This is a genomic window from Mycobacterium sp. E3247 (genome assembly GCF_001667785.1).
Classification (GTDB): Bacteria; Actinomycetota; Actinomycetes; order Mycobacteriales; family Mycobacteriaceae; genus Mycobacterium.
On sequence record NZ_LZJG01000440.1, the window covers coordinates 1 to 13,263 of the forward strand.

The following is a 13,263-nucleotide window of genomic DNA, read 5'->3' on the forward strand; positions in this document are numbered from 1 at the left end:
CGGCGACCGCGCTCATGGCTGTCGAAAGCTTGCGTCGGCGTCGGTTCGGCACGGAAGTCTCCTCAATCTGGACAACTCAATCTCAACTTGTTGTGTCGGTGTGGTCCGCCGTCCTTTGTCTTTCCTGGCGAGATCCACACAGAGTCGATGGTACGAGTGGGATTGCTGTGACTAGAGTGGTGATATTGAATTGTGAGGCAATTGCGCCCCCGACCGTGATCGCCGGGGCCGTAGCCTCCCGGCGCCGCGTCATCGGCCCGAACGCGGATTGCTGGCCTCGCCAAATGGGTTAGGCCCACGCGGTCGGATACCCTAAGCAACCGATGACCGCTCGTTTCGACCTCCTCGTCGTCGGCTCTGGATTTTTCGGCCTGACCATTGCCGAGCGCGTGGCTACCCAACTGGGTAAGCGCGTGCTCGTCGTGGAACGCCGTCCGCACATCGGTGGCAACGCCTATTCGGAGGCCGAGCCGCAGACGGGCATCGAGGTCCACAAATACGGCGCCCACCTGTTCCACACCTCTAACAAGAGGGTCTGGGACTACGTGCGGCAGTTCACCGACTTCACCGACTACCGGCACCGGGTGTTCGCCATGCACAACGGGCAGGCGTATCAATTCCCGATGGGCCTGGGGCTGGTGTCGCAGTTCTTCGGCAGGTACTTCTCCCCGGACGAAGCCCGTCGGCTGATCGCCGAGCAGGCCGCCGAGATCAAGACCGAGGACGCGCAGAACCTCGAGGAGAAGGCGATCTCGCTGATCGGCCGGCCGTTGTACGAGGCATTCGTCAAGGGCTACACCGCCAAGCAATGGCAGACCGATCCCAAGGAACTGCCGGCCGCCAACATCACCCGCCTCCCCGTGCGGTACACCTTCGACAACCGGTACTTCAGCGACACCTACGAGGGCCTGCCGGTCGACGGGTACACCGCCTGGCTGCAGAACATGGCCGCCGACGACCGCATCGAAGTCAGGCTGAACACCGACTGGTTCGACGTCCGCGACCAACTGCGCGCGGACAGTCCCGACGCGCCGGTGGTTTATACCGGCCCGCTGGACCGCTACTTCGACTACGCCGAGGGTCGGCTGGGCTGGCGCACATTGGATTTCGAGCTGCAGGTGCTGCCGATCGGGGATTTCCAGGGCACGCCGGTGATGAACTACAACGACCTCGACGTCCCCTACACCCGCATCCACGAGTTCCGCCATTTCCACCTCGAGCGCGACTACCCAACCGACAAGACCGTGATCATGCGGGAGTTCTCGCGGTTCGCCGAAGACGACGACGAGCCCTACTATCCGATCAACACCGAGGCCGACCGCGCCCTGCTGGCCACCTACCGAGCGCGAGCGAAGGCCGAAACCGCCTCGGCCAAGGTGCTTTTCGGTGGCCGCCTGGGGACCTACCAATACCTGGACATGCACATGGCGATTGCCAGCGCACTGAACATGTACGACAACGCCCTCGCGCCGCACCTGCGCGACGGCAAAGCTCTAGTGGAGGAAGGCGCGGGGGGATGACTGCTGTAAGCCTGCTTTCCAGAATCATTCTGCCGCGCCCGGGGGAGCCCCTTGACGTGCGCAAGCTGTATCTGGAGGAATCGACCACCAACGCAAGGCGGGCCCACGCGACGAGCCGCACCTCGCTGGAGATCGGCAAAGAGTCCGAGGTGTCGTTCGCCACGTACTTCAACGCTTTCCCGGCCAGCTACTGGCGCCGCTGGTCGATCTGCACGGCGGTCGTGCTGCGGGTCGAGCTGACCGGGACCGGGCGCGTCGACGTCTACCGCACCAAGTCCACCGGGGTGCGAATCTCCGTGGAGGGGCGCCAATTCGTCGGCACCGACGATCAGCCGGCCGTCGTCGAGATCGAGGTGGCGCTGAAGCCGTTCGAGGACGGCGGCTGGATCTGGTTCGACATCACCACCGACACCGCGGTCACCCTGGTGAGTGGTGGCTGGTATGCGACCGAGCCCGCCCCGGGCACGGCCAACGTCGCCGTCGGCATCCCCACGTTCAATCGACCGGCGGACTGCGTCAACGCGCTGGCCGACCTCACCGCAGACCCCTTGGTGGATGAGGTGATCGGCGCGGTGATCGTCCCGGACCAGGGCGTCCGCAAGGTGCGCGACCACCCCAACTTCGCGGCCGCGTCGGCCGGCCTGGGCAACCGGCTCTCCATTCACGACCAGCCCAACCTCGGCGGTTCCGGCGGCTACAGCCGGGTGATGTATGAAGCGCTGAAAAACACTGACTGCCAACAGATCTTGTTCATGGATGACGACATCCGCATCGAGCCCGACACCATCCTGCGGGTGCTGGCGCTGCACCGCTTCGCCAAGACGCCGATGCTGATCGGCGGACAGATGCTCAACCTGCAGGAGCCGTCGCACCTGCACATCATGGGCGAGGTGGTCAACCAGGCGAACTTCATGTGGACCGCCGCGCCACACGCCGAGTACGACCATGACTTCGCGGAATTCCCGTTGAACGACAAGAACTCTCGCAGCGCCCTACTGCACCGCCGCATCGACGTCGACTTCAACGGGTGGTGGACGTGCATGATCCCGCGGCAGGTCGCCGAGGAGCTGGGTCAGCCGCTGCCCTTGTTCATCAAGTGGGACGACGCGGAATACGGTCTGCGCGCCGGCGAACACGGGTACCCGACCGTCACGCTGCCCGGCGCGGCGATCTGGCACATGGCCTGGAGCGACAAGGACGATGCGATCGACTGGCAGGCCTATTACCATCTGCGCAATCGGCTGGTGGTCGCCGCGATGCACTGGGACGGCGATATCACCGGTCTGGTCCGCAGTCACCTCAAGGCCACGCTGAAACACCTTGCCTGCCTTGAGTATTCGACGGTGGCGATCCAGAACAGGGCCATCGATGACTTCCTGGCCGGCCCGGAGCACATCTTCTCGATCCTGGAATCCGCGCTGCCCGAGGTGCATAGGCTGCGCAAGGAATATCCGGACGCCGTCGTGCTGCCCGCGGCGAGCGAGCTGCCGCCGCCGTCGCACAAGACCAAGGCGATGAAGCCGCCGGTGAACCCGGTGTCGATCGGGTACCGGCTGGCCCGCGGCATCATGCACAACGCGACCAAGGCCGACCCCGAAGCCCACCAACGCCCGGAGTTCAATGTGCCGACCCAGGACGCCCGCTGGTTCCGGCTGTGCACGGTCGACGGCGTCACCGTGACGACGGCCGACGGGTGCGGGGTGGTCTACCGGCAGCGCGATCGGCGCAAGATGTTCCAGCTGCTGTTCGCCTCGCTGCGCCGGCAGCGCCGGCTGGTGAGCCGGTTCGACGAGATGCGCAAGACGTACCGGGGCGCGTTGCCGGTGCTGTCCAGCAAGCAGAAGTGGGAGACGGCGCTGTTACCCGCGCACGCCGAACGCGAGCATGCCTGACGCATCTCCTTCAGCGCCCCCTACCGGGGAGGTGGCCGCGCTGGTGGCTGTGCAGTCCGCGTTGGCCGGTCGCCCCGGAGTGCTGGCGACAGCGCGCGGGCTGTCCCATTTCGGCGAGCACAGCATCGGCTGGCTGGCCGTCGCGGCGGTCGGCGCGCTACTGATGCCGAAGCGTCGCTGGGACTGGCTGGTGGCCGGGGCCGGCGCGTTCGCCGCCCACGCCGCCGCGGTCCTGGTCAAGCGGGTGGTGCGGCGCAAGCGGCCGCACGACCCGGCGGTCGTGGTGAACGTCGGGACTCCCAGCCAGCTGAGTTTCCCGTCGGCGCATGCCACTTCGACGACGGCCGCGGCCATCCTGATGGGCCGGATCACCGGCCTGCCGCTGCCCGCCCTGCTGATTCCCCCGATGGCGTTGTCGCGGATGCTGCTGGGGGTGCACTATCCCAGCGACGTGGCCTGCGGCATCGCCCTCGGCGCCGTCGTCGCGCGAACAACCATACGGCTGCAGGGCCGGGCACGGGAGGTCTGGGCGAATGAGTGAGGACGTGGTGACCGGGCCCTCGGGCAACGTGGTGGTGGGCGTGGTCAAGGCGATCCGCCCCCGGCAATGGGTCAAGAACGTCCTGGTGCTGGCCGCGCCGCTGGCCGCGTTGGGCGGCCCGGTGCACTACAACTACGCCGACGTGCTGACCAAGGTGTCCGTGGCGTTCGTGGTGTTCTGCCTGGCGGCTTCGTCGATATACCTGGTGAACGACGTCCGCGACGTCGACGCCGACCGCGAGCACCCCACCAAGAGATTCCGTCCTATCGCGGCCGGCGTCGTGCCCGAATGGCTGGCCTACACCCTCGCGGTGGTTCTCGGGGCGGCATCGCTGGCGCTCGCTTGGTGGCTGACGCCCGACTTGGCGGTGGTGATGGCCGTCTACCTCAGCATGCAGCTGGCGTACTGCTTCGGCCTCAAACACCAGGCGGTCATGGACATTTGCATCGTGTCCTCGGCGTACTTGCTGCGGGCAATCGCCGGCGGCGCCGCGACGGGCATCCCGCTTTCGCAGTGGTTCCTGCTGTCGGCGGCGTTCGCGTCGCTGTTCATGGTGGCCGGCAAGCGCTACGCCGAGCTGCAGGTCGCGGAGCGCACCGGTGCCGCGATCCGCAAGTCGTTGGAGAGCTACACCAGCACCTATCTGCGGTTCGTCTGGACGATGTCGGCCACCGCGGTGGTGCTCTGCTACGGGTTGTGGGCATTCGAGCGCGACCGCCACTCGGGATCGTGGTTCGCGGTCTCGATGGTCCCGTTCACCATCGCGATCCTGCGCTACGCCGTCGACGTCGACGGCGGGCTGGCCGGCGAGCCCGAAGACATCGCACTGCGCGACCGAGTGCTGCAGCTGCTTTTCCTGGCGTGGATCGCGACGCTTGGAGCCGCCGTTGCCTTCGGCTAGCCCCGAACTGCAGGCCCTCAAAGCGCGCATGATGCGCACCCGGCCGGTCATCAGGCGATTGGGCTGGCCGGTGTTCCCGTACTCCTCGATGGTGCGGATCAGCCTGTGGATCAGCGTGGCGGTGGTCTCCATTCTGTTCGCGTGGGGCGCCTGGCAGCGGCGCTGGATCGCCGACGACGGCCTGATCGTGTTGCGCACGGTGCGTAACCTGCTCGCCGGCAACGGCCCCGTCTTCAACCAGGGCGAGCGGGTCGAGGCCAACACGTCGACGGCCTGGACCTACCTGATGTACGTCGGCAGCTGGGTGGGCGGGCCGATGCGCATGGAATACGTGGCGCTGGCGCTGGCCCTGACGCTCTCGGTGGCGGGCGTGGCGCTGCTCATGCTGGGGGCAGCCCGGCTGTATGCACCCAGTTTGCGGGGCCGCAGGGCCCTGATGCTGCCCGCCGGCGCGCTGGTCTACATCGCGTTGCCGCCCGCGCGCGACTTCGCCACCTCGGGTCTGGAGAGCGGGCTGACGCTGGCCTACCTCGGGTTGCTGTGGTGGATGATGGTCTGCTGGGGTCAGCCGGTGCGGAACCGCCCGGACCGCAGGCTCTTCCTCGGCGCGTTGGCTTTCGTGGCCGGCTTCAGCGTCCTGGTCCGGCCCGATCTGGCGCTGATGGGCGGGCTGGCGCTGATCATGATGCTGATCGCCGCGCGGACCTGGCGCCGCCGGGTGCTGATCGTGGTCGCGGGCGGATTGCTTCCGGTCGCCTACGAGATCTTCCGCATGGGCTACTACGGCCTGCTGGTGCCCGGTACCGCCCTGGCCAAGGATGCCGCCGGGGACAAGTGGTCCCAGGGCATGATCTACCTCTCCAACTTCGACGCGCCCTACGCGGTCTGGGTACCGGTGGTGCTGCTCGTCCCACTGGGCATCCTGCTGCTGGCGGCGCGCCGTCGCCCGTCGTTCCTGCGGCCCGCGTTGGCGCCCGACTACGGCCGGGTGGCCCGCGCGGTCCAAAGCCCGCCGGCCATCGTCGCCTTCGTGCTGGTGAGCGGGCTGGTGCAGGCCCTTTACTGGATCAGGCAGGGCGGCGACTTCATGCACGGGCGGGTGCTGCTCGCGCCGCTGTTTTGCTTGCTGGCCCCGGTGGCGGTCATTCCGGTGGCCATACCGGACGGCCAGGACTATTCGCGGGAGACGGGGTATTGGGTGGCCGGCGCGGCCAGCGCGCTGTGGCTGAGCGTGGCCGGCTGGTCGTTGTGGGCGGCGAACTCGCCGGGGATGGGCGACGACGCCACTCACGTCACCTACACCGGGATCGTCGACGAGCGCCGCTTCTACGCACAGGCCACCGGGCACGCCCATCCCCTGACCGCCGCCGACTACCTCGGCTACCCGCGGATGGCGGCCATCCTGACCGCACTCGACAACACCCCGGACGGCGCGTTGCTGCTGCCCTCGGGCAATTACATCCAGTGGGACCTGGTGCCGATGGTCAAGCCACCCCCGGGCAGCGCCGACAAGTCACTCGAAAAACCGCAGCACGCAGTGTTTTTCACCAACCTCGGCATGGTGGGCATGAACGTTGGGCTCGACGTCAGGGTGATCGACCAGATCGGATTGGCGAATCCGCTTGCGCAACATACGGAACGGTTGAAGCACGGCCGCATCGGACACGACAAGAACCTGTTCCCGGATTGGGCGATCGCCGACGGGCCCTGGGTGAAGGTGTATCCCGGGATCCCGGGTTATCTGGATCAGCAGTGGGTCGCGGAGGCGGTCGCAGCCCTGCAATGCCCGGAGACCAAGGCGGTGCTGAGCTCGGTGCGCGCGCCGATGACCCCGCACCGATTCCTCTCCAACCTGCTGCATTCGTATGAATTCACCAAGTACCGGATTGACCGCGTTCCGCGCTACGAGCTCGCCAGATGCGGCTTGCCCTTACCCGAAGAGGTACCGCCACCACCCCGCGAGTAAGCCCCGCGCAGAAGAATTTTCGACGAATTTCCATATGCACGCGCGCCGTGAGGGTGAAAAATTGCCAGCAACTTCACATTTGGGCATTAACCAGCTGGCAGTGGGGCTCAAGCACGTGCGAAAACACCGTGCAAGTGGTCGGTGTTTTGCATGAAAATCGCCGGGTAGCGAAGGCCGGACGGCGCTTTGCGGGCCCGCCTCGATGCGACCGGGCGGCGGAAGGTGTGGTTGACTACACGAGCACTGCTGCGCGGAGATCGTATGCAGTACGACCCAAATCAAGGACGCGCCCGGATGATGGGCGCGCCGAGAAGGATGAGGAAGCAAGGATGACGCTTGTCGACAGGTTTCGCGGCGCCGTGGCAGGTATGCCGCGGCGGCTCGTGGTGGCGGCCGCTGGCGCGGCGCTGCTCTCGGGCCTGATTGGCGCCGTGGGGGGCTCGGCGACCGCTGGTGCCTTCTCGCGCCCCGGTCTCCCCGTGGAATACCTGCAGGTTCCTTCCGCCGGGATGGGCCGCGATATCAAGATTCAGTTCCAAAGCGGTGGCGCCAACTCACCCGCGCTGTACCTGCTCGACGGGATGCGCGCGCAGGACGACTTCAACGGCTGGGACATCAACACCCCGGCGTTCGAGTGGTACAACCAGTCCGGCATCTCGGTCGCCATGCCGGTCGGGGGGCAGTCCAGCTTCTACTCCGACTGGTACAAGCCCGCCTGCGGTAAGGCCGGCTGCACCACCTACAAGTGGGAGACCTTCCTGACCAGCGAGCTGCCGCAGTACCTGTCGGCGCAGAAGCAGGTCAAGCCGACCGGCAGCGCCGTGGTCGGTCTGTCGATGGCCGGGTCGTCCGCGCTGATCCTCGCCGCCTACCACCCGCAGCAGTTCGTCTACGCCGGCTCGCTGTCCGCGCTGCTGGACCCGTCCCAGGGAATGGGTCCGTCGCTGATCGGGCTGGCCATGGGTGACGCCGGTGGTTACAAGGCCGCCGACATGTGGGGTCCGAAGGAGGACCCGGCGTGGGCCCGCAACGACCCGTCGCTTCAGGTCAGCAAGCTCGTCGCCAACAACACCCGCATCTGGGTGTACTGCGGTAACGGCAAGCCGTCCGACCTCGGTGGAGACAACCTGCCGGCGAAGTTCCTCGAGGGCTTCGTGCGCACCAGCAACCTGAAGTTCCAGGACGCGTACAACCAGGCCGGTGGCCACAACGCGGTGTGGAACTTCGACGCCAACGGCACCCACGACTGGCCCTACTGGGGCGCGCAGCTGCAGGCGATGAAGCCTGACCTGCAGTCGGTGCTGGGAGCCACCCCGGGTGCCGGCCCGGCCACGGCCGCTGCGGCTGCCGGGAACGGCCAGACCGGCCAGGGCACCTAAACCCAACAGATCGCCACTAGCGGCGGGAACCCCTCGGGGTTTCCGCCGCTAGTCGTTTCGGTGTGTGACTTGTTTCACTACCCCGCGGGCGGGGGAACTACGGCGCTGGCTAATGTGCTCGTCAGGACTAGACGATGGAGGGTGACATGAGGGTCGTGCGGGGTGCGTCGGCGCTTCTTCGGGTGTTCTCCGTAGCGGCGCTGGCGATCGGGCTGATCGGTGTGACGGTGGCGGGCGGGCCGACCGGAAAGGCGCGGGCGGCCGGTTACGAGAGCCTGATGGTGCCGTCGGCGGCGATGGGCCGCGACATCCCGGTGGCCTTCCTGGCGGGCGGTCCGCACGCGGTCTATCTGCTGGACGCCTTCAATGCCGCCCCGGACGTCAGCAATTGGGTCACCGCGGGCAACGCGATGAACACGCTCGGCGGCAAGGGGATCTCGGTGGTGGCGCCCGCGGGTGGGGCGTGGAGCATGTACACCAACTGGGAACAGGACGGCAGCAAGCAGTGGGACACCTTCTTGTCCAGCGAGCTGCCCAACTGGCTGGCGGCCAACAAGGGCCTGGCGCCGGGCGGCCACGCGGCCGTCGGCGCATCCCAGGGTGGATACGGCGCGATGGCGCTGGCCGCCTTCCACCCTGACCGCTTCGGCTTCGCCGGTTCCCTGTCGGGGTTCTTGTACCCGTCGAGCACCAACTACAACGGCGCGATCCTGGCCGGCCTGCAGCAGTACGGCGGCGTGGACGGCAACGGGATGTGGGGCGCCCCGCAGCTGGGCCGGTGGAAGTGGCACGACCCGTACGTGCACGCCTCGCTGCTGGCGCAGAACAACACCCGCGTGTGGGTCTACAGCCCGACGAACATGGGCGGTGACGACGCCGCCATGATCGGCCAGGCGGGCGCGGCCATGGGCAGCTCCCGCGAGTTCTACCAGCAGTACCGCAGCAACGGCGGGCACAACGGTCACTTCGACTTTCCCGGTGGCGGCGACAACGGCTGGGGCTCGTGGTCGGGCCAACTGGGAGCCATGTCGGGCGACATCGTCGGCGCCATTCGGTAGCGGCGGTCGCGAGCGCGGCCTTTGATCGCGAGGGCGGCGCCATCCGCTGCCGCCCTGGCCGGGTCGCGGGAGCCGGTACCGTGTAGGGGGTGCAGCAGGCGTCGGGAGGACCGCTTGGCTGCGATCCACCGACTGCTAGCGGGAGAACATGGCTACCAACGCCCGGCGTAAGCGCCACCGAGCCCTCGCCTGGACCGCCGCCTTGGCAATGGCGGGCGTGGTGCTGTTGGTGATCGTGCTCGTGGTGGTCTTGCTACGCGGCCACGAGTCGCCGCCCAGCGCGGTGCCACCCGGCGTGCTGCCTCCGCCGTCGACGACCACCCACCCCCACAAGCCCCGGCCCGCTTCGCAGGACGCGTCGTGCCCCGACGTCCAGCTGGTCAACATCCCCGGCACGTGGGAGTCGGCCCCGCAGGACGATCCGGTCAACCCGATGCAGTTCCCCAACGCACTGCTGCACAGGGTGACCACGGCGATAACCCAACAGTTCCCCGCGTCCCGGGTGCAGGAGTACACCACGCCCTACACCGCGCAGTTCCACAACCCGCTGGCCGGTGACACCCAGATGTCGTACAACGAAAGCCGCGCCGAGGGCACCCGCGCGACGGTCCAGGCGATGACCGACATGAACGCCAAGTGCCCGCTGACCAGTTACGTGGTGATGGGCTTCTCGCAGGGCGCGGTGATCGCCGGTGACATCGCCAGTGACATCGGCAACGGCCGCGGGCCCGTGGACGACGACCTTGTGCTCGGTGTGACGTTGATCGCCGACGGCCGCCGCCAGCCCGGGGTGGGCCAGGACGTCGGGCCCAACCCGCCGGGGGAGGGCGCCGAGGTGACGCTGCACGAGGTGCCGGTGCTGTCCGGGCTGGGCCTGACCATGACCGGCGCGCGGCCCGGCGGGTTCGGCGCGCTCGACAGTAAGACCAACGAGATCTGCGCGCCGGGCGACCTCATCTGCGCCGCTCCGCAAGAGGCGTTCAGCGTGGCCAACCTGCCCAGCACGCTGAACACCCTCGCCGGCGGTGCCGGGCAACCCGTCCACGCGCTGTACGCGACGACGCAGTTCTGGAACCTGGACGGCCAGGCGGCAACCGATTGGACGTTGAACTGGGCGCAGGGGCTGATTGCCAATGCCCCGCATCCCAAACATGGATGACCCGGCCGCAGGACACAGCCGTCAGGAGCCCGTTGCCGGTGCAGATCAGCGGTACCTTGTGATTTGGTGTGCCGCGGGCCGCCCCTTAACATTAAGAGGAATTTAAGAGCTATAACACTTTGTTGCGGATCCGGTCCTGGTAGCAGCCGCCCTGGGATGAGCAGGAGGCCGGCGCCGGTGGCGCCGCGCGAGGACTGGCCCGCGTAGAGATGGAAACGTCGGCGTGGCCGACCAGAACAAAATGCCGGCGTAGCGCCGGCCTAAAACAGGTGTGACAGGAGAGCGGAATGCCGTACCACAACCCGTTCATCGTGAATGGAAAGATCAGGTTCCCCGACAACACCAACCTGGTCAAGCACGTTGAGAAGTGGGCGAGGGTTCGCGGCGACGCGCTGTCCTACCGTTTCATCGACTACTCCACCGAGCGCGACGGGGTGTACCGCGACATCGTCTGGCGCGACTTCAGCGCCCGCAACCGGGCCGTCGGAGCCCGGCTGCAGCAGGTCACCCAGCCCGGTGACCGCATCGCCATCCTGTGCCCGCAGAACCTGGACTACCTGATCGCGTTCTTCGGCGCGCTGTACGCGAGCCGCATCGCGGTGCCGCTGTTCGACCCGGGCGAGCCGGGACACGTCGGCCGTCTGCACGCCGTGCTCGACGACTGCACCCCTTCGACGATCCTGACCACCACCGAGGCCGCTGAAGGCGTCCGCAAGTTCATCCGCGCCCGTTCGGCCAAGGAACGGCCCCGCGTGATCGCCGTCGACGCGGTGCCCAACGAGGTGGCGTCCACCTGGGTCGAGCCCGAGGCCGACGCGAACACGATCGCCTACCTGCAGTACACCTCCGGCTCCACTCGTACCCCGACCGGCGTGCAGATCACCCATCTGAACCTGCCCACCAACGTGCTGCAGGTGCTCAACGGCCTCGAGGGCAAGGAAGGCGACCGCGGCCTTTCCTGGCTGCCGTTCTTCCACGACATGGGTCTGATCACGGCGCTGCTGTCGCCGGTGCTCGGCTACAACTTCACGTTCATGACCCCGGCCGCGTTCGTGCGCCGGCCCGGCCGCTGGATTCGGGAGATGGCACGCAAGCCCGAAGACGCCCCGGATAGCGAGGTCATCACCGTCGCGCCGAACTTCGCGTTCGAGCACGCCGCGGTGCGCGGGGTGCCGAAGGACGGCGAACCGCCGCTGGACCTGAGCAACGTCAAGGCGATCCTCAACGGCAGCGAGCCGGTGTCCCCGGCGTCGATGCGCAAGTTCTACGAGGCGTTCAAGCCGTACGGCCTGCGGGAGACCGCGATCAAGCCGTCCTACGGCCTGGCCGAGGCGACGCTGTTCGTCTCCACCACGCCCATGGACGAGGCGCCGACGGTCATCCACGTGGACCGCGACGAGCTCAACAAGCAGCGCTTCGTCGAGGTACCCGCCGACGCGCCGAACGCCGTCGCGCAGGTTTCGGCGGGCATCATCGGCGTCGACGAGTGGGCCGTCATCGTCGACCCCGACACCGCCAGCGAGCTGCCCGACGGGCAGATCGGCGAGATCTGGTTGCACGGCAACAACATGGGCACCGGCTACTGGGGCAAGGAAGACGAGACCACCGAGACCTTCCGCAACCTGCTCAAGTCGCGCGTCAGCCAGTCACACGCCGAGGGCGCCCCGGACGACGGCATGTGGGTGCGCACCGGCGACTACGGCACCTACCACAAGGGCCACCTCTATATCGCCGGCCGGATCAAGGACCTGGTCATCATCGACGGCCGCAATCACTACCCGCAGGACCTCGAGTACTCGGCGCAGGAAGCCAGCAGGGCCCTGCGTACGGGCTACGTGGCCGCGTTCTCGGTCCCGGCCAACGAGCTGCCGAAGGTGGTGTTCGACAACCCGCACACCGGCCTCAAGTACGACCCCGAGGACAGCTCCGAGCAGCTGGTGATCGTCGCCGAGCGCGCCCCCGGCACGCACAAGCTCGAGTACCAGCCCATCGCCGACGAGATCCGCGCGGCCATCGCCGTCCGTCACGGGGTGACCATTCGCGACCTGCTTCTGGTGCAGGCCGGAACCATTCCGCGCACCTCGAGCGGCAAGATCGGGCGCCGCGCGTGCCGCGCCGCCTACCTCGACGGCAGCCTGCGCAGCGGCGTCGGTTCGCCGACCGCCTTCGCCGGCGCTAACGACTGAACCCAGGAACCATGGCTGAACTAGACGACTCCCAGAATCAGCAGGAGAACCTGCCCGCCAACAAAACCGACATGACGGTCCCCGAGATGCGCGAGTGGCTGCGCAACTGGGTGGGCCGGGCCGTCGGCAAGTCGCCGGACGACGTCGACGAGTCGGTGCCGATGGTGGAACTGGGCTTGTCGTCGCGTGACGCCGTGGCGATGGCCGCCGACATCGAGGACATGACCGGTGTCACCCTGTCGGTCGCGGTGGCCTTCCAGCATCCGACCATCGAGTCGCTGGCCACGCGGATCATCGAGGGCGAGCCGGAAGTGGACACCAGCTCCGACGACGTCTCGGACTGGACGCGCAACGGCCCCGCCGAGCGGGTCGACATCGCGATCGTCGGCCTGTCCACCAGGTTGCCCGGGGACATGAACACCCCCGACGAGACGTGGCAGGCGCTGATGGAGGGCCGCGACGCCATCACCGACCTGCCCGAGGGCCGGTGGGAGGAGTTCCTCGAGGAGCCGAGGCTGGCCGAGCGGATGGCGAAGGCCCGCACCCGCGGCGGCTACCTGAAGGACATCAAGGGCTTCGACTCCGAGTTCTTCGCGGTCGCCAAGACCGAGGCCGACAACATCGACCCGCAGCAGCGGATGGCGCTGGAGCTCACCTGGGA

At 67.5% G+C, this 13,263-nt stretch carries 10 protein-coding genes; all 10 read left to right on the forward strand.

What is annotated here, in order from left to right:
* Positions 1–323: 323 nt before the first annotated feature.
* Entirely contained in the window at positions 324–1,520 is a 1,197-nt protein-coding gene (glf, locus tag A9X04_RS22290; protein WP_067925156.1) for a UDP-galactopyranose mutase, read from the forward strand.
* The gene (locus tag A9X04_RS22295) at positions 1,517–3,412 is read left to right on the forward strand and encodes a glycosyltransferase (RefSeq protein ID WP_067925159.1); all 1,896 of its coding nucleotides are present in this window, start codon (positions 1,517–1,519) and stop codon (positions 3,410–3,412) included. Before glf ends, A9X04_RS22295 begins: the two co-directional genes overlap by 4 nt.
* Positions 3,405–3,953, forward strand: coding sequence for a phosphatase PAP2 family protein (locus tag A9X04_RS22300; protein ID WP_067925163.1), 549 nt, complete (start codon positions 3,405–3,407; stop codon positions 3,951–3,953). Before A9X04_RS22295 ends, A9X04_RS22300 begins: the two co-directional genes overlap by 8 nt.
* On the forward strand, positions 3,946–4,854 hold the full coding sequence (locus A9X04_RS22305) for a decaprenyl-phosphate phosphoribosyltransferase (RefSeq protein WP_067925166.1): 909 nt from the start codon (positions 3,946–3,948) through the stop codon (positions 4,852–4,854). The genes A9X04_RS22300 and A9X04_RS22305 overlap by 8 nt, the downstream gene beginning before the upstream one ends.
* Positions 4,841–6,820, forward strand: a complete 1,980-nt coding sequence (gene aftB, locus A9X04_RS22310) for a terminal beta-(1->2)-arabinofuranosyltransferase (protein ID WP_304442409.1) — start codon at positions 4,841–4,843, stop codon at positions 6,818–6,820. Before A9X04_RS22305 ends, aftB begins: the two co-directional genes overlap by 14 nt.
* 329 nt (positions 6,821–7,149) lie before the next feature.
* Entirely contained in the window at positions 7,150–8,199 is a 1,050-nt protein-coding gene (gene ag85A, locus A9X04_RS22315; protein ID WP_067925172.1) for a diacylglycerol acyltransferase/mycolyltransferase Ag85A, read from the forward strand.
* Positions 8,200–8,354: 155 nt separating this feature from the next.
* Positions 8,355–9,257 (forward strand): esterase family protein, encoded by a 903-nt coding sequence (locus A9X04_RS22320; protein ID WP_067925181.1) that lies wholly within the window; start codon positions 8,355–8,357, stop codon positions 9,255–9,257.
* A 148-nt stretch (positions 9,258–9,405) separates the two neighbouring features.
* A complete protein-coding gene (locus tag A9X04_RS22325; RefSeq protein ID WP_067925175.1) occupies positions 9,406–10,416 on the forward strand; it encodes a cutinase family protein in 1,011 nt (336 codons plus the stop codon).
* A 287-nt stretch (positions 10,417–10,703) separates the two neighbouring features.
* Positions 10,704–12,602: a long-chain-fatty-acid--AMP ligase FadD32 gene (gene fadD32 / locus A9X04_RS22330; RefSeq protein WP_067925178.1), complete on the forward strand. Its 1,899-nt coding sequence runs from the start codon at positions 10,704–10,706 to the stop codon at positions 12,600–12,602.
* 11 nt (positions 12,603–12,613) lie between these two features.
* On the forward strand, positions 12,614–13,263 hold a 650-nt coding region (locus A9X04_RS22335; RefSeq protein WP_231985797.1), incomplete at its 3' end, for a beta-ketoacyl synthase N-terminal-like domain-containing protein.

Excerpts from the sequence above, each read along its gene's own strand:
- ag85A (WP_067925172.1), top strand. The coding sequence starts at position 7,150 with ATGACGCTTGTCGACAGGTTTCGCGGCGCCGTGGCAGGTATGCCGCGG.
- A9X04_RS22305 (WP_067925166.1), top strand. The coding sequence starts at position 3,946 with ATGAGTGAGGACGTGGTGACCGGGCCCTCGGGCAACGTGGTGGTGGGC.
- A9X04_RS22325 (WP_067925175.1), top strand. The coding sequence starts at position 9,406 with ATGGCTACCAACGCCCGGCGTAAGCGCCACCGAGCCCTCGCCTGGACC.
- glf (WP_067925156.1), top strand. The coding sequence starts at position 324 with ATGACCGCTCGTTTCGACCTCCTCGTCGTCGGCTCTGGATTTTTCGGC.
- fadD32 (WP_067925178.1), top strand. The coding sequence starts at position 10,704 with ATGCCGTACCACAACCCGTTCATCGTGAATGGAAAGATCAGGTTCCCC.
- A9X04_RS22300 (WP_067925163.1), top strand. The coding sequence starts at position 3,405 with ATGCCTGACGCATCTCCTTCAGCGCCCCCTACCGGGGAGGTGGCCGCG.
- A9X04_RS22295 (WP_067925159.1), top strand. The coding sequence starts at position 1,517 with ATGACTGCTGTAAGCCTGCTTTCCAGAATCATTCTGCCGCGCCCGGGG.